The following is an 18,376-nucleotide window of genomic DNA, read 5'->3' on the forward strand; positions in this document are numbered from 1 at the left end:
ACCCACTAGTGCCCCGAGGTCGCCTTCAGACCCACCACGGCGACCAGCAGCAGCACGACGAAGAAGATCCGGGCGGCGGTGGCGGGCTCACCGAGCACCATCATCCCGACCACCGCCGCACCCGCAGCGCCGATACCGACCCACACGCCGTACGCCGTGCCGATGGGCAGCGTCTTGGCGGCGTGCGAGAGCAGCATCATGCTGGCGACGATCCCGAGTCCGGTGAACACGCTCGGCCACAGCCGCGTGAACCCCTCGGTGAACTTCATCCCGATCGACCAGCCCACTTCGAGCAGACCGGCGACGATCAACAGAACCCAGGCCACGACGGCACCTCCGACACGTAGAGACGCGAGATCGCGTCACTTCAAATGGGGGTGCGTCGTCTTTGCCGAAACCCGGTACGGCGCGTCTCGTCGGGGTCCTCAAAAGGTAGCAAACAACGTGCGTAAGGGGCTGGTGACGATGGTCACCAGCCCCTTACGACGCGCACATACCCACTGCTACAGATACAGCCCGGTCGAATCCTCGGAACCCTCGAACCGGTCGGCGGCCACGGCATGCAGATCGCGCTCGCGCATCAGCACGTACGCCACGCCCCGCACCTCCACCTCGGCCCGGTCCTCCGGGTCGTACAGAACCCGGTCGCCCGGCTCCACCGCGCGCACGTTCTGCCCGACGGCGACCACCTCCGCCCAGGCCAGACGCCTGCCGACGGCGGCGGTCGCGGGGATCAGGATGCCGCCGCCCGACTTGCGCTCGCCCTCGGCGGTGTCCTGCCGCACGAGCACACGGTCGTGCAGCATCCGGATGGGCAGCTTGTCGTCGTGGGTGCTGTGTCCCTGGCTTTTGGCGCTCACGCCCCGAACCTACCTGCCGACGGCCCGCACGGACGATGCCGGGTCAGACCTCGCGGGACCGGAAGTCAGACCTCGCGGGGCCCGGAGTCAGTCCCTGCGCGGCCCGGAGTCAGTCCCTGCGGGGCCCGAAGTCAGTCCCTGCGGCGCCGCGAACTCACGGCGAGCATCCCCACCAGACCCACGACCACCAGCGCCACCGGCACAATGCGCTCCAGACGCGGCGCACCGTCCTCGTGCACCAGCTGGCCCCGCACATCGGAGACCACGCGGTTCGCACCGACGTACGCCCGCCCGAGGGAGTGGTCCACCTTCGCGGCGACCTTGGCCTTCGCGTCACCCACGATCGTCTTCGGGTGGACCCGCACCCCGATCTCGTCGAGCGTCTCGGCGAGCGTCACGCGGCGGCGCTTGATGTCCGCCTCGATCTGCGCCGGGGTCCTGCTGTCCGACGTGTCCGACACCGCGCTGCCTCCGTGGTCGTGTCCGGCTGTCTGTTCCTTCTGTACGTGTCGCCGACAGTCTGTCAGCTCCACGCGCCCCGCACCCCACGGCACCCCTATTACGCTCGACTCCGTCACCACACGTTTTTACGAGCAACCTGCTGATGAGCATGAGCATCCTGTGCGAGGAGACCGAAAGATGAGCGAGCGACTCACCCCCGGCGACACGGCCCCGGCCTTCACCCTGCCGGACGCGGACGGCAACGACGTCTCCCTGGCCGGCCACAAGGGCCGCAAGGTCATCGTCTACTTCTACCCGGCCGCCCTCACCCCCGGCTGCACCAAGCAGGCCTGCGACTTCACGGACAACCTCGACGCGCTCGCGACCGCGGGATACGACGTCATCGGCGTGTCCCCCGACAAGCCGGAGAAGCTCGCCAAGTTCCGCGAGCAGGAGAACCTCAAGGTCACCCTGGTCGGCGACCCCTCCAAGGAGACCCTGGAGGCGTACGGCGCCTTCGGCGAGAAGAAGCTGTACGGCAAGACCGTGACCGGCGTCATCCGCTCCACGATCGTGGTCGACGAGACCGGCAAGGTCGAGCACGCCTTCTACAACGTCAAGGCGACGGGGCACGTAGCCAAAATCATCAAGGACCTGGGCATCTGACCACCCCACCCCCGTCCTTCCAACTGTGACGAAGCCCCCTTCAAGGGGGCTTTCGTTTGCGTCGGCCAAGTTCGAGCAAGTGATCCCTGGAGGACTGTTCACAGCACGGAAGGACTATTCATGGCGGCCCACGAAGAAGCCGAGGCCGACGCCGACGCGGTCAAGCGACACCGCACCCTGTTCCGGGCCGTCAAGCGCCGCAAGGATCCCCCGCTGCGCCGCACCGACATCACGGTCACGGACGAGGCGGCGGTCAAGCGGGCGGTCAAAGCCGCCTCGCTCGGCAACGCCATGGAATGGTTCGACTTCGGCATCTACAGCTACCTCGCCGTCACCATCGGCCACGTCTTCTTCCCTTCCGGGAACGACACGGTCCAGCTGATCTCCTCGTTCGCCACCTTCGCGGTGTCCTTCCTGGTGCGTCCCATCGGCGGCATGGTCTTCGGCCCAATGGGCGACAAGATCGGCCGCAAGAAGGTCCTCGCCCTGACCATGATCCTCATGGCCATCGGCACCCTCGCCATCGGCCTGATCCCGTCCTACTCCAGCATCGGCTTCTGGGCCCCGGTCCTGCTGATCTTCTTCCGCCTCGTCCAGGGCTTCTCCACAGGCGGTGAGTACGGCGGCGCGTCGACCTTCATCGCCGAGTACGCCCCCGACAAGCGCCGCGGCTACTTCGGCAGCTTCCTCGAACTCGGCACCCTCGCCGGCTACACCGGCGCGGCGGGCCTGGTCCTCATCCTCAACACCGCACTCGGCTCGGACGCCATGGAGTCGTGGGGCTGGCGCATCCCGTTCCTCGTCGCGGGCCCGCTCGGCCTCGTCGGCCTCTACCTGCGGCTGAAGCTCGACGAGACGCCCGCGTTCCAGAAGATGGAGGACGCCACCTTCCACTCGGCGTCCGAGGGAGCTTCCACCGTGGAGACCACCGCCAAGGGCGACCTGGCGAAGATCTTCACCAACTACTGGCCGACGCTGATCCTGTGCATCGCCCTGGTCGGCGCGTACAACGTCACCGACTACATGCTCCTCTCCTACATGCCGACGTACCTCTCGGACGAACTCGGCTACGACGACTCGCACGGCCTGCTGATCCTCATCGGCACGATGGTGATCCTGATGCTGATCATCAGCCAGGTCGGCAAGCTGTCCGACCACTTCGGCCGCAAGCCGCTCCTGATGACGGGCATGATCAGCTTCCTGGTCATCTCGATCCCGGCGTTCCTCCTGATCAAGCAGGGCAGCCTGATCGCGGTCTCCGGCGGCATGCTCCTGCTGGGCCTCTCCTTGGTCTGCCTCCTCGGCACGATGTCGGCGACGCTCCCAGCCCTGTTCCCCACCTCGGTCCGCTACGGCTCCCTGTCGGTCGGCTACAACCTCTCCGCATCCCTCTTCGGCGGCACGGCCCCCCTGGTCATCACGTCCCTGATCAGCATCACGGGGACGGACATGATCCCGGCGTACTACTCGATGGCGGCGGCCCTGGTCGGCATCATCGCGGTGGCCTGCATGAAGGAAACAGCCCAGAAGCCACTGTCGGGCTCGCCCCCATCGGTGGAGACGAAGGAGGAGGCGGCGGAAATGGTGGAAGCAGCGGCACCGACGCCCCGCTTCTGACCCTCCCCGCCCCGTACGGCCCGCCCCACACAAAGTGGGACGGGCCGTTCCGCATTCCGGACGTAACGGTCCGATTGTCGGTTCGTTAGCCCGTACGAGGCTGCGAACGCGCGGCCGGAACGGGAGGGGTGACATGCCAGTTCGCTACACCCGCGAGCTGCTGGAGGAAGCAGCCCGGGAGACATCGACGTGGGATGAGGCGGTGCGATGGTGCGGGGGTGTTCCCACACCCGGCAGCCGACGCTATCTGCGCCGGAGGATGACCTCGGAGGGGATCGACACTTCGCATTTCCCGAAGCAGTGGGTGCGGCATACGGAGGAACAGCTCCGTGAGGCAGTGGCGCGGTCCACCACCATGCGGGAGGTTGTGCGCCTTCTCGGTATCAGCAACGTGGGCGGCAACCATGCGCACATCAGCCGCCGGGTGTCGCCCTCGGAATCGACATATCGCACTTCGTCACTCCACGCGGCAGGCCCAAGGGCTCGCTGGGCCCCGTACTCGCCCTGAGATCCCCCGATGACGGGAGAATCGCCGGCACGCGGCTTCGCCGGGAGCTGCTGCGGGCCGGGGCGTCCGAAGAATGCGCGGAGTGCGGAGTCGGCAACGAGTGGAACGGCAAGCCACTTCGGCTGGAAGTCGATCACATCAACGGGGACTGGCGGGACAACCGCCCTGGGAACCTTCGTCTCATCTGCCCCAACTGCCATGCGGTGACGGACACTTACCGCGGTCGCAAGCGGAGTGCCACGTGAGCCGGGCCAAGTATCCGCGCACGACTCTCGCCCGCATGGCTCCCTCCTGCACGAGCCTGGTGGATCTGATGCGCCGGCTGGGAACACCGATGGGAGCAGGGCCCCGCAGGTACCTCCGTGATCGCCTCCAGCACTACGGGATCGACACCACGCATTTCCGCGAGGAGCCGCTACCCGAACGCCCGTCCCGCTCCTATGCGAAGGACACCCTGACGGAAGCAGCAGCCCGGTCCTCCAGCATCCGGGAGATGTTCCTGCACATGGGCATCCCACCGGAGGACGGCCCGTACTGGCACGTGAAGAAGAAGCTGGACCAGTTCGGAATCGACACAAGCCACTTCACCTGGCGGCGCGGCGTCGCCGACAGCCTCTTTCCACGCGAGGACCTCGCACGCGCCGTCGCCGAGTCCCACGGATTGGCCGGGGTGATGCGGGCGTTGGGTTGCTCTCCGTTCGGTGGCGCCGGGCGCGCGAGAGCCGTACGCAGCATTGAGGCCTACGGGCTGTCGACCGACCACTTCGTCGGGCAAGGGCACAACATCGGCCGGTCCGGGGCCAATCGCAAGAGTGCTGACGAGATCTTGGTCCAGCTCCCCTCGGACGTGGGCCGCACCCGGACCACCATGCTGCGGCGGGCTCTCGACGACGTCGGTGCACCGCGCATCTGCGGGGCGTGCGGAGTGAGTGAGATCTGGCGAGGCAAGCGCCTCGTTCTGGAGATCGACCACGTCAACGGCGACCGTCTGGACAACCGCCGGGGGAACCTTCGCTACCTGTGCCCCTCCTGCCACAGCCAGACCAGAACCTTCTCGAACCGTCGCCGCGCGACACAGTAGAGTGGCCCGGCGGGCCCGTATCCCAGCTGGTAAAGAGGATGCCGGTTTAGATCCGGTATGTCGTGGGTTCGAGTCCCACCGGGCCCACACAACGAAAGGGCGCGACGTACGAACGTCGCGCCCTTCCTCGTGCCCCTCAGCCCAACAGCTCCCGCACCACAGGCACCAACCCCCGGAAGGCCTTCCCCCGGTGGCTGATCGCGTTCTTTTCCTCTGCGGAGAGTTCCGCGCACGTTCGCGTCTCGCCCTCCGGCTGGAGGATCGGGTCGTAGCCGAAGCCGCCCGAGCCTGAGGGGGCGTGGCGCAGGGTGCCGCGGAGTTGGCCCTCCACCACCCTTTCCGTGCCGTCCGGGAGGGCAAGTGCCGCCGCGCAGGCGAAGTGGGCCGAGCGGTGGATGTCCTCGTCGATGTCGCCGAGTTGGGCCAGGAGCAGGTTCAGGTTCGCGGCGTCGTCGCCGTGCTTGCCCGCCCAGCGGGCGGAGAAGATGCCGGGGGCTCCGCCCAGGACGTCGACGCAGAGGCCGGAGTCGTCGGCGACCGCGGGGAGGCCGGTGGCCTTGGCGAGGGCGTGGGCCTTGAGGAGGGCGTTCTCGGCGAAGGTGACGCCGGTTTCCCTGACGTCGGGGATCTCGGGGTAGGCGTCCGCGCCGACGAGGTCGTGGGTGAGACCTGCGTCGGCGAGGATCGCCCTGAGTTCCGTGATCTTGCCGGCGTTGCGGGTGGCGAGGATGAGGCGGGTCATGACGACCAGTATCCAAGCCCCCGGACGCTACGGCGTACAGACCTTCGTCAGTTCGCCGGCCGCGTCCGTGATCGGGCTGAGGTCGGGGGTGGCGTCACCGTTGTTGATGGACGTGCGGACGTTGCCGACGGCCTTGTCGAGGTCGTCGACCGCCTTGTTCACGTCGGTGTTGTCGGTCTTGTCGCCGATGTCGTCGAGGTTCTTGTCGATCTTGTCGAGCGCCTCGTCCGCCTGTGTGGGGTCGTCGCCCGCCTTCTCGACGGCTTGCTGGAGGTCGGTGACGCTGTCGGCGATCGCGTCCGCGGTCTGGACGCAGTCCAGGGCCTTGTTGACGGCGTCGCAGCCGACCAGTCCTACGCCCGCCGGTACGGCGATCAGAACTGATGTGATGGCGATGGCGATACGGCGGTGGCGCGCGGCCATGCGTGGGTCCCTCCCCGAGAGCTGTTACGGGCGCACGGCTTTGCCCGTGCACCCGTAACCGTAAGAACGCTTGTGGGGGCCCTGTTGGTTGCCTGTGGGGCGGGTCCGGTTGGCGGTCCGCTACTTCGTTGCTTCGAGCGCTTCGCGCTGGAACACGGCCAGGTCCTCGCAGCCGCCGACCGCGAGGTCGAGCAGTGCGTTGAGTTCCTTGCGGTCGAAGGGCTCGGCTTCGGCGGTGCCCTGGACCTCGACGAAGCGGCCGTCGCCGGTGCAGACGACGTTCATGTCGGTGTCGGCCTTGACGTCCTCCTCGTAGCGCAGGTCGAGGAGCGGTACGCCGGCGACGATGCCGACGGAGACGGCGGAGACGGTGTCGGTGAGGGGCTTGCGGCCGGCCTTGATGAGCTTCTTGCCCTGGGCCCAGGCGACGGCGTCGGCCAGGGCCACGTACGCGCCGGTGATCGCGGCGGTGCGGGTGCCGCCGTCGGCCTGGAGGACGTCGCAGTCGAGGACGATGGTGTTCTCGCCGAGTGCCTTGTAGTCGATGACGGCGCGGAGGCTGCGGCCGATGAGCCGGGAGATCTCGTGGGTGCGGCCGCCGATCTTGCCGCGTACGGCTTCGCGGTCGCCGCGGGTGTTGGTGGAGCGCGGGAGCATCGAGTACTCGGCGGTGACCCAGCCTTCGCCGCTGCCCTTGCGCCAGCGCGGGACGCCTTCGGTGACGGATGCGGTGCAGAAGACCTTGGTGTCGCCGAAGGAGATGAGGACGGAGCCCTCGGCGTGCTTGCTCCAGCCACGCTCGATGGTGATCGGGCGGAGCTGTTCGGGGGTGCGGCCGTCGATTCGAGGCACGGAGTCAGGCGTGGAGGACATGCGGCTGACCCTATCGGCAGATGGGCGGGGGCCCGTATCGGCAGATGGCTGGGTCGCATCGGGGTCACGGGGCGGTGCGTGTGGGTGGCGGGGGGCCGATCCGGACGCGTCTCTCGTTGCCGACTGCGGGGGCGTGGGTGCTTCGGGTCCTGCCCGGCTGTGGGTGCGGGGCCGCGCCGGTATGTCCGTCCTCGCTGTCGTCCGGTGGCCGACTTGATACTTCGGCGAGGGAACGCCGCGAACCGTGCTCCGGGCAGACATACCGGCACGTCCCCTCGCGTCTGGCTGCCGACTGCAGGTGCGCGGAGGGCCCCGCATCCGTACACGCCCGAGGGCCCCGCCGGTCGTCGGCGGGGCCCTCGGGCAGTGGGCGGTCAGCTGCTCACATCATGTCTTCGATGTCGGCGGCGATCGGGTCGGCGTCCGTGCCGATGACGACCTGGATCGCGGTGCCCATCTTGACGACGCCGTGGGCGCCTGCGGCCTTCAGCGCGGCGTCGTCGACCAGGCTCGGGTCGTGGACCTCGGTGCGGAGGCGGGTGATGCAGCCCTCGACCTCTTCGATGTTGTCGATGCCGCCGAGCCCGGCGACGATCTTCTCAGCCTTGCTGGCCATGGTGTTCTCCCTGTTCTTAAAGGACGCGGCCTCACCACACCGTAGGCCCGCTTTGTCACGGTAACGCACGGTTGGAGCATCTTCGCGGGCGGTTGCGGCACTCGTACCCAATGATGGCGATCAAGGTGCCATCCCCCTCGCCGTTCCTGCCGGGACGGCACCGCACTCGTTCCGCAACTGGTCTACACCAGTTTTCAACGCCCGCCAAACCTGGCTTGTTCCGGAGGGGACGCCGATGAGTTCCGAAGCAGCAGCGGTGCCGCAGAAGCGATGGTGGAACGGGCTTTTCCAGGGCCTTCAGAAGATGGGCCGCAGCCTCCAGCTGCCCATCGCCGTCCTCCCCGCCGCAGGCATCCTGAACCGCCTCGGACAGCCGGACGTCTTCGGCGCGGACGGCCTCGGGTGGGACAACGTCGCCAAGGTCTTCGCGGCTGCGGGCGGTTCCCTCCTGGACTCCACCCTCGGTCTGCCCCTGCTGTTCTGCATCGGTGTCGCGATCGGCATGGCGAAGAAGTCGGACGGCTCGACGGCGCTCGCCGCGGTCGTGGGCTTCCTCGTCTACTACGCGGTCCTTCGCGCCTTCCCCGACGACTGCCCGGCGGACACCACCTTCGGCGCCGCGGGGATGTGGAGCGGCGTCTGCATCGCGGAGGACGGGACGCCCGCGCAGGCCGCGTACCAGAATCCAGGGGTCTTCGGCGGCATCGTGATGGGGTTGCTCGCCGCGTGGTTCTGGCAGCGCTACCACCGCGTGAAGCTGGTCGACTGGCTGGGCTTCTTCAACGGCCGCCGCCTGGTGCCGATCATCATGGCCTTCGTCGGTCTGGTCTTCGCCGGGCTCTGTGTGTGGGTCTGGCCGCCCATCGGTGACGCGCTGACCAGCTTCTCCAAGTGGCTCGTGGACCTTGGCTGGTTGGGCTCCGGAATCTTCGGCGTGGCCAACCGCGCACTGCTCACGGTCGGCCTGCACCAGTTCCTGAACACGTTCGTCTGGTTCCAGTTCGGCGACTACACGAAGCCGGACGGCACGATCGTGCACGGTGACATCAACCGCTTCCTCGCGGGCGACCCGACGGCCGGTCAGTTCACGTCGGGCTTCTTCCCGATCATGATGTTCGCCCTGCCCGCCGCGGCCCTCGCGATCACGCACGCGGCCCGTCCGGAGCGCCGCAAGGTGGTCGGCGGTCTGATGCTCTCGGTCGGCCTGACGTCGTTCGTCACCGGCATCACCGAACCCATCGAGTACTCGTTCCTGTTCATCGCGCCCGCGCTGTACGCGATCCACGCGGTCCTCACCGGTGTCTCGATGGCGGTGACGTGGGCGCTGGGGGTCAAGGACGGCTTCAGCTTCTCGGCGGGTCTGATCGACTACGTCATCAACTGGAGTCTTGCGACCAAACCCTGGCTGATCATCCCGATCGGCCTTGTCTTCGCCGCGGTGTACTACGCCCTGTTCAGCTTCGTGATCCGCAAGTTCGATCTGCATACGCCGGGGCGAGAACCGGAGGAGGAGTCGGAGGCCGAGGACTCGGAACAGACCAAGGCCTAGACCCCTGGCCCCTCACGGAGAGGGGTCGCCCGCCTCCCCTGCGCAAGGCCCTCGGACCGTCGGTCCGGGGGCTTATCAGCGTTCATTTCGCGTTATGGCCGACCCCACAAAACTCGTGGGTTCCTTACGTCACCTTCACCGTGCTACAACAGGTCTACACCACTTATTGGTGTAGACCACGCGGCCGTCGGCCGCGGCCCCCGGAGACGCCGCCGTCCCCCACTTCCATGTCCCCAGGCGGCGCCTTGCCCACTGGAGGAAGTTGTGTCCACGGCCAGTGCCGCCCCCGCGGCCGACAAGAAAAAGGGCGCCGGCGTGATGGCTGTCATGCAGCGCATCGGCCGCAGCCTCATGCTGCCGGTCGCCGTGCTGCCCGCCGGAGCACTCCTGGTCCGTCTGGGCCACGACGACATGCTCGGCAAGCCGTCCATGCCGGACTTCATCAACAAGATAGCCAGCTTCATGGCTGCCGGCGGCGGCGCGATCATGGACAACATGGCGCTGCTGTTCGCCGTCGGTATCGCCATCGGCTTCGCCAAGAAGTCGGACGGTTCCACGGCCCTGGCCGCCGTCACCGGCTACCTGGTCTTCAAGAACGTCCTCGCCACCTTCACCGACGGCAACCTGCCGAAGGAAGCGACGGTCGTCGAGGGCAAGATCGTCATGGCCGAGAAGGCCGTCGACGCGGGCGTGCTCGGCGGCGTCGTCATGGGCATCGTCGTCGCCCTGATCTACCAGCGCTTCTACCGCACGAAGCTGCCCGACTGGGCCGGCTTCTTCGGCGGCCGCCGCCTGGTCCCGATCCTGTCGGCCTTCGCGGGCCTGTTCATCGGCATCGTCTTCGGCTACATCTGGCCGGTCCTCGGCACGGGTCTGCACAACTTCGGCGAGTGGCTGGTCGGTTCCGGCGCCGTGGGCGCGGGCATCTTCGGCGTCGTCAACCGCGCGCTGATCCCGGTCGGCATGCACCACCTCCTGAACTCCTTCCCCTGGTTCCAGGCCGGTGACTACGAGGGCAAGCACGGCGACATCGCCCGCTTCCTCGAGGGCGACCCGACCGCGGGCCAGTTCATGACCGGCTTCTTCCCGATCATGATGTTCGCCCTTCCCGCGGCCTGCCTCGCGATCGTCCACTGCGCCCGCCCCGAGCGCCGCAAGGTCGTCGGCGGCATGATGTTCTCGCTCGCGGCCACGGCCTTCGTCACCGGCGTGACCGAGCCGATCGAGTTCACGTTCATGTTCATCGCCCCGGTCCTGTACGCGATCCACGCGGTGCTCACCGGTGTCTCCATGGCGCTGACCTGGGCCCTTGGCATGAAGGACGGCTTCGGCTTCTCCGCAGGATTCGTCGACTACGCCATCAACTTCGGCATCGCGAAGAACCCGCTGGGCCTGGCCCTGGTCGGCCTCTGCTTCGCGGCGCTCTACTACGTGGTCTTCCGCTTCGCGATCACCAAGTGGAACCTGCCGACGCCGGGCCGCGAGTCCGACGAGGAGCTCGCCGAGATCCTCAAGGCCGAGTCGAAGTAGCCTCCGCCCCATTCGGGACGTAAGCCCCGCACCGTTGCGACCAACGGTGCGGGGCTTTGCCCGTTCCATCCGCTTACGGTCGTTCTTAGTCGAGGTCTTCGCCGACCGGGCCGCCCTCATCCCGATGCCGGGCATGCCCGGTGTGCACAACGCCGAGCTCGTCGCGGCCTTCGGCGCCGACATCGTCGTACTGAACCTGATCGAGCGGGCCTCGCCAGACGGCTGATCGACATGGGTGCGGCGATGCTGTGCCTGACGGCGAATCCGGGGACGGGCGGTTCGTACGAGGGGCTCGCGCGGGTGACCGAGGAGCTGCGGCGGGGCCTCGGTGACGACGTCGCGCTGTGGAGCGGCAAGATGCACCATGCCGGTCACCCGGAGCGGGTCACGGCCGCCCGGCTCACCTCACTGGTGGAGGCGGGCGCGGACGGTGTCGTCATGCCGTTGCCGGGGACGCTGCCCGGCGTCACCAAGGAGCTGGCCGCCGAGGCGGTGGCCGCGGTGCAGGACGCGGGGGCGGTCGTGATGGGGGCGATCGGCACCAGCCAGGAGGGCAGCCACGCGAACGTCGTGCCGCAGCTGGCCCTGACCGCGAAGGAGGTGGGCGTCGACGCCCACCACTTCGGCGACTCCTACCTGCCGGGCATGTGCGATCCGGAGGTCATGTACGCGTACTCGGTCGCGGTCCGCGGCCGCCGCCACACCTGGAACAGTGGCGCTGGGCGGCCGCGGCACCAGGCGCTGACCGCCGGCGAGCTAGATCTCGTAGCTGTGGCCGGGCTTCGCCAGCTCGGCCCGGCCGTCGTACACCGCGCGTGCGTCCGCCAGGTTCACCTGGGGGTCCGTCCACGGCGGGATGTGGGTCAGGAGCAGGCGCCCGGCGTTCGCGCGCCGGGCGGATTCGCCCGCCTCACGGCCGTTGAGGTGCAGGTCGGGGATGTTCTCCTTGCCGTGCGTGAAGGCCGCCTCGCAGAGGAACAGGTCGGTGTCGGCGGCCAGTTCGTCCAGCGCGGCGCACACACCCGTGTCTCCCGAGTACGTGAGGGACTTGCCCCCGTGCTCGACGCGGATGCCGTACGCCTCGACGGGGTGGCACACCTTCTCCGTACGGACCGAGAACGGGCCGATGTCGAACGAGGCCGGTTTCACGGTGTGGAAGTCGAAGACCTCGCTCATCGACGAGGCCGAAGGGGTGTCGGCGTACGCGGTGGTCAGGCGCTGTTCCGTGCCCTCGGGTCCGTAGACCGGGATGGGGGCGCAGCGGCCGCCTTCGTGCCGGTAGTAGCGCGCCACGAAATAGGCGCACATGTCGATGCAGTGGTCGGCGTGCAGATGGCTGAGGAAGATCGCGTCCAGGTCGTACAGACCGACATGGCGCTGCAGCTCGCCCAGGGCGCCATTGCCCATGTCGAGAAGCAGCCGGAAGCCGTCGGCCTCGACGAGGTAGCTCGAACAGGCCGAGTCCGCGGACGGAAACGACCCCGAGCAGCCGACGACGGTGAGCTTCATGGAGCGGAAACCTCCGGGGGCGAAACGGGGGTTGTACGGGGCGTTGCGGGGGGTTCTCGAAGAGGCCTGCGTCAGGCTCTACGAGGAGTTCTGCGGTCCGTCGAGCGTAAGGCGCAAAAGGCCCGGTCGCTCCTCCGTCGTGGGCCGTTGTGGGAGAACTCACCTGCTCTGTCACCGGTTCGGGGGGCGCGCGGGGCGGGGAGCGCCCCGGTACCGTCTGCGGTATGGATACGTCATGGTGGCTCGCGCTGGCCGCCGTGGTGGTGCTCGCGGCGGTCGCCGCGGTGGTGGACGGCCGGGGCCGCAGCACCCGCGGGCCCCGCGGGCGGACCACCCGGCCGCCGGGCAGGCCACGCGGGCCGCGGCGCAGGCTGCCCGCGCCGAAGCCCGCGGAGATCTGGTGGGCGAAGGTGCCCTACGAGGACGGTCCCGGCACCAAGGACCGGCCCTGTCTCGTGCTGTCCGTGCGGGGGCAGAGCGCGGTCGTCGCGAAGATCACCAGCAAGTACCACGACGAGCGGGCCGGGGTGATTCCGCTGCCGCCCGGGTCGGTGGGGGACGCGCGGGGGCGGCCCAGCTTCCTGGAGACCGACGAGCTGCGGGATGTGCCGGTGTGGGAGTTCCGCAGGCGGGCGGGGATCGTGGATCCGGCGCTGTGGGATCAGGTCAGGTACTTGGCGGGTTGAGCGGCAACGGAGAACTTGGCGGGTTGAGCGGCAACGGAGAACGCGGGGCGGGCCGGATGTATCCGGCCCGCCCCGCGTTCTCCTGCGTTGCCTCTAAGCCCACAGTTGGCCCTGCAGGGTCTCGATCGCCGCTTCCGTCGTCTCGGCGGTGTAGACGCCCGTGGAGAGGTACTTCCATCCGCCGTCGGCCACGACGAACACGATGTCGGCGGACTCCCCCGCCGCCACCGCCTTCTTGCCGACGCCGATCGCCGCGTGCAGCGCGGCGCCGGTGGAGACGCCCGCGAAGATTCCCTCCTGCTGAAGCAGCTCTCGGGTCCGCGTCACCGCGTCCGCCGAGCCGACCGAGAAGCGGGTGGTCAGGACCGACGCGTCGTACAGCTCGGGGACGAAGCCCTCGTCGAGGTTCCGCAGGCCGTACACGAGGTCGTCGTAGCGGGGCTCCGCGGCGACGATCTTGATGTCCGGCTTCTGTTCGCGCAGGAAGCGGCCCACGCCCATGAGCGTGCCGGTCGTGCCGAGGCCCGCCACGAAGTGGGTGACGGAGGGCAGGTCCGCGAGGATCTCGGGGCCGGTCGTCGCGTAGTGGGCGCCCGCGTTGTCCGGGTTGCCGTACTGGTAGAGCATCACCCAGTCCGGGTGCTCGGCCGCCAGCTCCTTGGCGACGCGTACCGCCGTGTTGGAGCCGCCGGCCGCCGGGGACGGGATGATCTCCGCGCCCCACATGGCGAGGAGCTCACGCCGCTCCTGCGAGGTGTTCTCCGGCATGACGCACACGATGCGGTAGCCCTTGAGCTTGGCCGCCATCGCGAGCGAGATGCCCGTGTTGCCGGACGTCGGCTCCAGGATCGTGCAGCCGGGCGTCAACCGCCCGTCCTTCTCCGCCTGTTCGACCATGTGCAGCGCCGGGCGGTCCTTGATGGAACCGGTCGGGTTACGGTCCTCCAGCTTCGCCCAGATGCGGACGTCGTCGGACGGGGAGAGCCGCGGCAGGCGGACGAGGGGCGTGTTGCCCACGGCCGCCAGCGGGGAGTCGTAGCGAGGCATCCGGATCAGACCATGCCGCCGGCCACGGCCGGCAGGATCGTGACGTTGTCGCCGTCCGTGAGCTTGGTGGAGATGCCGTCCAGGAAGCGGACGTCCTCGTCGTTCAGGTACACGTTCACGAAGCGGCGCAGCTTGTCGCCGTCCACGATGCGCTCGGCGATGCCCGCGTGCCGCGAGTCGAGGTCGCTGAAGAGCTCGGCGAGGTTGTCGCCGCTGCCCTCGACGGCCTTGGCGCCGTCGGTGTAGGTGCGGAGGATGGTCGGGATGCGGACCTCGATGGCCATGGCTTGGGCTCCTGTCGGGAGAAGTCACGTGGGTGGGCGCGCGGCGGCCCGGTCGTGCGAAGTGCGTCAGTGCGGGGTGCGTGGGCGCGGATGCGCGAGTGCGCAGGGCGTTACGCGGGGGTGGCGCCGCGGCTCACGGCCGTACGGCGGCGGCTGTCAGCGCGAACAGATCGCGCTGGAGAGCCTGCACAAATCGACGTGCAGACGCGCAACGAGCAGCATGCCCGGCATCTTGTCGCTCACGTCGTGGGGAACCATGCGGTCATCGTATCGATTCCCGGTCCGGGTTCTGGAATGTGATCTCGCATGGTGGACGGTTCGCGTCCATCACGTGGATGACGGCAGACGGGGCGCAGCTGAGGGCAGGTACGTGACCGTCGGAGCGCCCGTGGCCGGATGCACCGCCACCTCCGCCGTCACTCCGTACACCTCTGAGAGGAGCTCGCTGGTCAGGACCTCCTTCGGCGGACCCGACGCGACGAGGCGGCCGGCATCGAGGACGTACAGACGGTCGCAGTAGTAGGCCGCCAGGTTGAGGTCGTGCAGGGCCAGCAGATTCGTGGTGCCGAGGTCGCGGACGAGGGCGAGAATCTCCAGCTGGTAGCGGATGTCCAGGTGGTTGGTCGGCTCGTCCAGGACGAGGACCGCGGGTTCCTGCACCAGCGCCCTCGCCACCAGGGCGCGCTGGCGTTCGCCTCCGGAGAGGCCGGCGAAGACGCGGTGGGCGAGGCCGGCCGCGCCGACCCGCTCCAGGGCGTCGCCGACCAGGACGGCGTCCCGCGCGGTGTCCGCCTCCCAGAAGCGTTTGTGCGGGGAGCGGCCCATGGCGACGATCTGCCGGACGGTGAGCTCGAAGCCGGTGTGCCCGTCCTGCGGGACGGTGGCGATGCGGCGGGCGCGGTCCTTGGCCGAGCGGGCCGCAAGATCGTCACCGTCCAGGAGTACGCGGCCGCCAGTCGGCGTGAGGGTGCCGTAGACGCAGCGCAGGAGGGTGGTCTTGCCGCTGCCGTTGGGGCCGACGATGCCGATCGTCTCGCCTCGGGCCGCGCGCAGGGTGACGTCGTCGACCAGGCGCAGGCCGCCGGGCGTCTCGTAGAGGAGGTTCTCGGTACGCAGCATCATGTCGGTCATGCGGGAACCCCTTCCTGCGTACGGTTCCTGCGCAGCATCCACAGGAAGAACGGGCCGCCCGTCAGCGCCGTCAGGACGCCGACCGGGATGTCCTGCGGCGCCGCCACCGTGCGCGCGGCAAGGTCGGCGGCCACCAGGAACACCGCGCCCATCAGGGCCACCACCGGCAGGAGCACCCGGTGTGCGGCGCCGACCAGCATCCGGGCCGCGTGCGGCACCATCAGGCCGACGAAACCGATGGCCCCGCTGTACGCGACGAGTACGCCGGTCAGGAACGAGGCGAGGACGAAGACCGCGGCGCGGAAGCGGGCGGTGTCCAGGCCGAGGACCGTGGCGCCCTCCTCGCCCACCAGGAGCAGATCCAGGGGGCGGGCCAGGGCGACGAGCAGCGCGGTGCCCACGAGCAGGGCGGTGCCGGGCAGGGCGAGCATGTCCCAGCGGGCGCTGCCGAGGCCTCCGAGGGTCCAGTACAGGACTTCCTTCAGGTGGTCGGCGCTGTCGGATGTGATCAGGATCAGGCTGGTCAGGGCGGAGAGGATGTACGAGACGGCCACCCCGGCCAGGATCAGACGGCCGGTGGCGAAGCTGCCGCCGGACCTGGCCAGGGTGTAGACGACGAGCAGCGAGAGCAGGGCGCCGGCGAAGGCCGCGGCCGGGATCGTGACGGTGGTGGCCAGGCCCGCGCCCAGGCCGAAGGCGCTGCCGAGGACGATGACGGCGACGGCTCCGGCGGAGGCGCCGGATGAGACGCCGAGGAGGAACGGGTCGGCCAGGGGGTTTCGCACCAGGGCCTGGAGGACGGTGCCGATGACGGCGAGCCCGGCGCCTACGGCTGCGCCGAGCAGGACCCGGGGCAGGCGGACGTCCAGCACGATGGTGCGGAACGGGGAGGGGTCTGCGCCTCCCGTCAGGATCTCCAGGACCTCCGTGGCGGGTATCCGGACCGACCCCAGCGCCAGGCCCGCTACGACCGCTGCCGCGAGGGCTGCGCAGAGCGCCGCGATGACTGTCGCGTAGGTCAGTCGTCTGCGGGTTCGGGCGGCCCTGGCGGGGCGTCCCCCGATCCCGCCCCTTCCCGGCTGTGACATCTGCGGCTCCGCCGCGTGGGGGGTCTCCGCCCCCAGGCCCCCGGGCCGGTTGCCGTCAATCACCGGCTTCGCCGAGTTCGTCCTCAAACGCCGGACGGGCTGAAAACGTCTCCGCGCGGGCTGGACAAGCCGGCCGCCTGGCTGAGATCTCACAGCTGGTCCGCCAGCTTCCCCACCGCCGCCGGGGCCCTCACCCCCACCACCGTGTCCGACAGCGGCAGTACCGCGAAGCGCTTGTGTTTGATGGCGGGGACGTCCGCCAGGACCGGGTCGTCCAGGAGGCGCTTCTTCTTCTGGGCGACCGTCGTGCCGCCGTAGTCGAGGATCACGATCGTCTCGGGTCTGCGGTCGACCACCGACTCCCAGGACGCGTCGCCGAAGGACTTGTCCAGGTCGGCGAAGACGTTGTGGCCGCCCGCCCGCTCGATGATGTCGTTGCCGATCCCACGGCCGCCCGCCGTGAACGCCGTCTTGTCGCCGCTGTCGTAGACGAAGACGGGGACGGGCTTCCCGGAGTTCGACTCCTTGGCCGTGGCGGCCAGTTCGCGCTTCGCCGCGGCCACCCACTTGTCCGCCCGCGGCCGCACCCCGAAGGTGCTGCCGACCTCGCGGACCTCCCTGTAGACGTCGTCCATCGACACGGCCCGCTTCGCACAGCCCTCGACGTCGAGGCGGCTCTCGATGCCGGACTTCGCCAGGGCCCCGCGGCTGCGGCCCTCGCCGGCGAGGAAGGCGGACGCGTAACCGCCGTAGACGAAGTCCGGGTTCGCGGCCAGGAGCTTCTCGTACGAGGGGTATTCCTTGGCGAGGACGGGGGTGTCCGCGTACGCCTTCGCGTACTTCGGCAGGATCTTGTCGTCCAGGTAGGCCGTGCCCGCGATGCGGTCCTCTAGGCCCAGCTCCAGCATCACTTCCGTGACGTGCTGGTTCATCGTGACGGCCCGCTTCGGGGGTGCTTCGTACGTCGTCTTCACGCCGCAGTTCGTGACCGTGTACGGGAAGCCCGGCGCTTTGGACTCCGGCTTCGACGCGGTGCCGTCGGAGGACGAACACGCGGCGAGCGGGGCCAGCAGGGCCGCGGCCAGCAGCAGACGTTTGGGGCGGGACATGGCTGGGCTGCCTCCTCCAGGGGATTTCCGCGTCCCCTGCGTCGTGGGAGAAGAAGGCGGCAGGTCAGTTCCTGACTGCCCCACCCTCGCGGGGTGGGGTCACAGTGGCGGGACCGTGCCGGATTCGCACCGGCTTCCTGGGTCCTGCCGCCTCAAGGTGGAGCTCAGTATGCCTGGACGACCTTCACCTCTTCTTCGGTGACCTCGCCGTCGACGATCCGGAAGGAGCGGAACTGGAAGTCGCCCGCGTCGTCGGTGTCGGCCGTGGAGACCAGGACGTAGTGGGCGCCCGGCTCGTTGGCGTACGAGATGTCGGTGCGCGAGGGGTAGGCCTCGGTCGCCGTGTGCGAGTGGTAGACGATCACCGGCTCCTCGTCGCGGTCGTCCATCTCGCGGTAGAGCTTGAGGAGGTCGCCCGAGTCGAACTCGTAGAACGTGGGCGAGCGGGCCGCGTTCAGCATCGGGATGAAGCGCTCGGGGCGGCCTGTGCCCTCCGGGCCCGCGACCACACCGCAGGCCTCGTCGGGGTGGTCCTGGCGCGCGTGCGCGACGATCTGGTCGTGGAGGGCCTGGGTCAGGGTCAGCATGGCAGCCAGGATAAGCAGAAGGGCCGGCC

General features: G+C 68.9%; 22 protein-coding genes, 1 tRNA gene, 2 pseudogenes and 2 riboswitches. Of the genes and pseudogenes, 10 read left to right on the forward strand and 15 right to left on the reverse strand.

All coding sequences use genetic code 11. The features are described from left to right. Positions 1-5: 5 nt before the first annotated feature. The 3 genes from ACZ5WE_RS05865 to ACZ5WE_RS05875 form a co-directional block, all read right to left on the reverse strand. Positions 6-326: a DMT family transporter gene (locus ACZ5WE_RS05865; protein WP_160505255.1), complete on the reverse strand. Its 321-nt coding sequence runs from the start codon at positions 324-326 to the stop codon at positions 6-8. A 50-nt stretch (positions 327-376) separates the two neighbouring features. Beyond that, a riboswitch (guanidine-III (ykkC-III) riboswitch) is annotated at positions 377-438 on the reverse strand. A gap of 65 nt (positions 439-503) precedes the next feature. Beyond that, complete coding sequence (locus ACZ5WE_RS05870) at positions 504-806, reverse strand: GroES family chaperonin (protein ID WP_190080540.1); 303 nt, start codon at positions 804-806, stop codon at positions 504-506. 185 nt (positions 807-991) lie between these two features. Continuing rightward, on the reverse strand, positions 992-1,321 hold the full coding sequence (locus ACZ5WE_RS05875; protein WP_467687156.1) for a DUF3618 domain-containing protein: 330 nt from the start codon (positions 1,319-1,321) through the stop codon (positions 992-994). A gap of 178 nt (positions 1,322-1,499) precedes the next feature. On the opposite strand from ACZ5WE_RS05875, the gene bcp reads away from it, so the two are divergent. The 5 genes and pseudogenes from bcp (at position 1,500) to ACZ5WE_RS05900 (ending at position 5,260) form a co-directional block, all read left to right on the forward strand. After that, the gene (gene bcp, locus ACZ5WE_RS05880; RefSeq protein ID WP_467687154.1) at positions 1,500-1,967 is read left to right on the forward strand and encodes a thioredoxin-dependent thiol peroxidase; all 468 of its coding nucleotides are present in this window, start codon (positions 1,500-1,502) and stop codon (positions 1,965-1,967) included. 120 nt (positions 1,968-2,087) lie between these two features. Then, positions 2,088-3,584: a glycine betaine/L-proline transporter ProP gene (gene proP / locus ACZ5WE_RS05885; RefSeq protein ID WP_467687152.1), complete on the forward strand. Its 1,497-nt coding sequence runs from the start codon at positions 2,088-2,090 to the stop codon at positions 3,582-3,584. A gap of 133 nt (positions 3,585-3,717) precedes the next feature. Next, positions 3,718-4,337 (forward strand): annotated as a pseudogene (locus tag ACZ5WE_RS05890) (HNH endonuclease). After that, positions 4,334-5,173, forward strand: a complete 840-nt coding sequence (locus tag ACZ5WE_RS05895; protein WP_467687151.1) for an HNH endonuclease signature motif containing protein — start codon at positions 4,334-4,336, stop codon at positions 5,171-5,173. The pseudogene ACZ5WE_RS05890 and the gene ACZ5WE_RS05895 overlap by 4 nt, the downstream one beginning before the upstream one ends. Positions 5,174-5,184: 11 nt before the next feature. Beyond that, positions 5,185-5,260 (forward strand) — tRNA-Leu (locus ACZ5WE_RS05900). Positions 5,261-5,309: 49 nt separating this feature from the next. Here ACZ5WE_RS05900 and rdgB read toward each other — a convergent pair. The 4 genes from rdgB to ACZ5WE_RS05920 form a co-directional block, all read right to left on the reverse strand. Then, positions 5,310-5,915 (reverse strand): RdgB/HAM1 family non-canonical purine NTP pyrophosphatase, encoded by a 606-nt coding sequence (gene rdgB / locus ACZ5WE_RS05905; RefSeq protein ID WP_467687149.1) that lies wholly within the window; start codon positions 5,913-5,915, stop codon positions 5,310-5,312. Between the two features lie 27 nt (positions 5,916-5,942). Beyond that, on the reverse strand, positions 5,943-6,338 hold the full coding sequence (locus ACZ5WE_RS05910; RefSeq protein WP_467687147.1) for a hypothetical protein: 396 nt from the start codon (positions 6,336-6,338) through the stop codon (positions 5,943-5,945). Between the two features lie 120 nt (positions 6,339-6,458). After that, positions 6,459-7,190, reverse strand: a complete 732-nt coding sequence (gene rph / locus ACZ5WE_RS05915; RefSeq protein ID WP_467687857.1) for a ribonuclease PH — start codon at positions 7,188-7,190, stop codon at positions 6,459-6,461. Between the two features lie 403 nt (positions 7,191-7,593). Next, a complete protein-coding gene (locus ACZ5WE_RS05920) occupies positions 7,594-7,827 on the reverse strand; it encodes a PTS sugar transporter subunit IIB (protein ID WP_363309358.1) in 234 nt (77 codons plus the stop codon). Between the two features lie 235 nt (positions 7,828-8,062). On the opposite strand from ACZ5WE_RS05920, the gene ACZ5WE_RS05925 reads away from it, so the two are divergent. The 4 genes and pseudogenes from ACZ5WE_RS05925 to ACZ5WE_RS05940 form a co-directional block, all read left to right on the forward strand. Next, entirely contained in the window at positions 8,063-9,376 is a 1,314-nt protein-coding gene (locus ACZ5WE_RS05925; protein WP_467687145.1) for a PTS transporter subunit EIIC, read from the forward strand. A gap of 264 nt (positions 9,377-9,640) precedes the next feature. After that, complete coding sequence (locus ACZ5WE_RS05930; RefSeq protein WP_467687144.1) at positions 9,641-10,906, forward strand: PTS transporter subunit EIIC; 1,266 nt, start codon at positions 9,641-9,643, stop codon at positions 10,904-10,906. Between the two features lie 133 nt (positions 10,907-11,039). Beyond that, a complete protein-coding gene (locus ACZ5WE_RS05935; protein WP_467687143.1) occupies positions 11,040-11,132 on the forward strand; it encodes a DUF7916 family protein in 93 nt (30 codons plus the stop codon). Positions 11,133-11,149: 17 nt separating this feature from the next. Continuing rightward, a pseudogene (locus tag ACZ5WE_RS05940) lies at positions 11,150-11,560 on the forward strand (DUF7916 family protein); the annotation flags it as partial. 102 nt (positions 11,561-11,662) lie between these two features. On the opposite strand, the gene ACZ5WE_RS05945 reads toward ACZ5WE_RS05940, so the two are convergent. Next, complete coding sequence (locus ACZ5WE_RS05945; protein ID WP_467687142.1) at positions 11,663-12,415, reverse strand: MBL fold metallo-hydrolase; 753 nt, start codon at positions 12,413-12,415, stop codon at positions 11,663-11,665. Positions 12,416-12,639: 224 nt separating this feature from the next. Here ACZ5WE_RS05945 and ACZ5WE_RS05950 point away from each other — a divergent pair, with 224 nt between their 5' ends. Next, positions 12,640-13,101, forward strand: a complete 462-nt coding sequence (locus tag ACZ5WE_RS05950; RefSeq protein ID WP_467687141.1) for a type II toxin-antitoxin system PemK/MazF family toxin — start codon at positions 12,640-12,642, stop codon at positions 13,099-13,101. Between the two features lie 93 nt (positions 13,102-13,194). On the opposite strand, the gene ACZ5WE_RS05955 is transcribed toward ACZ5WE_RS05950, so the two are convergent. The 7 genes from ACZ5WE_RS05955 to ACZ5WE_RS05985 form a co-directional block, all read right to left on the reverse strand. Continuing rightward, on the reverse strand, positions 13,195-14,148 hold the full coding sequence (locus tag ACZ5WE_RS05955) for a PLP-dependent cysteine synthase family protein (RefSeq protein WP_249589679.1): 954 nt from the start codon (positions 14,146-14,148) through the stop codon (positions 13,195-13,197). Positions 14,149-14,153: 5 nt separating this feature from the next. Next, complete coding sequence (locus tag ACZ5WE_RS05960) at positions 14,154-14,432, reverse strand: MoaD/ThiS family protein (protein WP_363211437.1); 279 nt, start codon at positions 14,430-14,432, stop codon at positions 14,154-14,156. A 156-nt stretch (positions 14,433-14,588) separates the two neighbouring features. Continuing rightward, a complete protein-coding gene (locus ACZ5WE_RS05965) occupies positions 14,589-14,690 on the reverse strand; it encodes a putative leader peptide (RefSeq protein ID WP_336605789.1) in 102 nt (33 codons plus the stop codon). Between the two features lie 69 nt (positions 14,691-14,759). Continuing rightward, complete coding sequence (locus ACZ5WE_RS05970) at positions 14,760-15,563, reverse strand: ABC transporter ATP-binding protein (RefSeq protein ID WP_467695039.1); 804 nt, start codon at positions 15,561-15,563, stop codon at positions 14,760-14,762. Further along, entirely contained in the window at positions 15,560-16,651 is a 1,092-nt protein-coding gene (locus ACZ5WE_RS05975; RefSeq protein WP_467695037.1) for a FecCD family ABC transporter permease, read from the reverse strand. Before ACZ5WE_RS05975 ends, ACZ5WE_RS05970 begins: the two co-directional genes overlap by 4 nt. A gap of 149 nt (positions 16,652-16,800) precedes the next feature. Further along, entirely contained in the window at positions 16,801-17,760 is a 960-nt protein-coding gene (locus ACZ5WE_RS05980; RefSeq protein ID WP_467695035.1) for an ABC transporter substrate-binding protein, read from the reverse strand. A 45-nt stretch (positions 17,761-17,805) separates the two neighbouring features. Beyond that, a riboswitch (cobalamin riboswitch) is annotated at positions 17,806-17,923 on the reverse strand. Between the two features lies 1 nt (position 17,924). Continuing rightward, on the reverse strand, positions 17,925-18,347 hold the full coding sequence (locus ACZ5WE_RS05985) for a M67 family metallopeptidase (protein WP_160505274.1): 423 nt from the start codon (positions 18,345-18,347) through the stop codon (positions 17,925-17,927). Positions 18,348-18,376 lie beyond the last annotated feature (29 nt).

The organism is Streptomyces sp. NPDC033180 (assembly GCF_055577645.1).

What these genes read in the sequence shown, in the direction of transcription:
- ACZ5WE_RS05910 (WP_467687147.1), bottom strand. Translation starts at nt 6,338, where the DNA reads ATGGCCGCGCGCCACCGCCGTATCGCCATCGCCATCACATCAGTTCTG.
- ACZ5WE_RS05935 (WP_467687143.1), top strand. Translation starts at nt 11,040, where the DNA reads ATGCCCGGTGTGCACAACGCCGAGCTCGTCGCGGCCTTCGGCGCCGAC.
- ACZ5WE_RS05950 (WP_467687141.1), top strand. Translation starts at nt 12,640, where the DNA reads ATGGATACGTCATGGTGGCTCGCGCTGGCCGCCGTGGTGGTGCTCGCG.
- ACZ5WE_RS05985 (WP_160505274.1), bottom strand. Translation starts at nt 18,347, where the DNA reads ATGCTGACCCTGACCCAGGCCCTCCACGACCAGATCGTCGCGCACGCG.
- ACZ5WE_RS05920 (WP_363309358.1), bottom strand. Translation starts at nt 7,827, where the DNA reads ATGGCCAGCAAGGCTGAGAAGATCGTCGCCGGGCTCGGCGGCATCGAC.
- ACZ5WE_RS05960 (WP_363211437.1), bottom strand. Translation starts at nt 14,432, where the DNA reads ATGGCCATCGAGGTCCGCATCCCGACCATCCTCCGCACCTACACCGAC.
- ACZ5WE_RS05870 (WP_190080540.1), bottom strand. Translation starts at nt 806, where the DNA reads ATGCTGCACGACCGTGTGCTCGTGCGGCAGGACACCGCCGAGGGCGAG.
- bcp (WP_467687154.1), top strand. Translation starts at nt 1,500, where the DNA reads ATGAGCGAGCGACTCACCCCCGGCGACACGGCCCCGGCCTTCACCCTG.
- rdgB (WP_467687149.1), bottom strand. Translation starts at nt 5,915, where the DNA reads ATGACCCGCCTCATCCTCGCCACCCGCAACGCCGGCAAGATCACGGAA.
- ACZ5WE_RS05975 (WP_467695037.1), bottom strand. Translation starts at nt 16,651, where the DNA reads ATGTCACAGCCGGGAAGGGGCGGGATCGGGGGACGCCCCGCCAGGGCC.
- ACZ5WE_RS05955 (WP_249589679.1), bottom strand. Translation starts at nt 14,148, where the DNA reads ATGCCTCGCTACGACTCCCCGCTGGCGGCCGTGGGCAACACGCCCCTC.
- ACZ5WE_RS05970 (WP_467695039.1), bottom strand. Translation starts at nt 15,563, where the DNA reads ATGACCGACATGATGCTGCGTACCGAGAACCTCCTCTACGAGACGCCC.
- proP (WP_467687152.1), top strand. Translation starts at nt 2,088, where the DNA reads ATGGCGGCCCACGAAGAAGCCGAGGCCGACGCCGACGCGGTCAAGCGA.
- ACZ5WE_RS05925 (WP_467687145.1), top strand. Translation starts at nt 8,063, where the DNA reads ATGAGTTCCGAAGCAGCAGCGGTGCCGCAGAAGCGATGGTGGAACGGG.
- ACZ5WE_RS05980 (WP_467695035.1), bottom strand. Translation starts at nt 17,760, where the DNA reads ATGTCCCGCCCCAAACGTCTGCTGCTGGCCGCGGCCCTGCTGGCCCCG.
- ACZ5WE_RS05945 (WP_467687142.1), bottom strand. Translation starts at nt 12,415, where the DNA reads ATGAAGCTCACCGTCGTCGGCTGCTCGGGGTCGTTTCCGTCCGCGGAC.
- ACZ5WE_RS05965 (WP_336605789.1), bottom strand. Translation starts at nt 14,690, where the DNA reads ATGGTTCCCCACGACGTGAGCGACAAGATGCCGGGCATGCTGCTCGTT.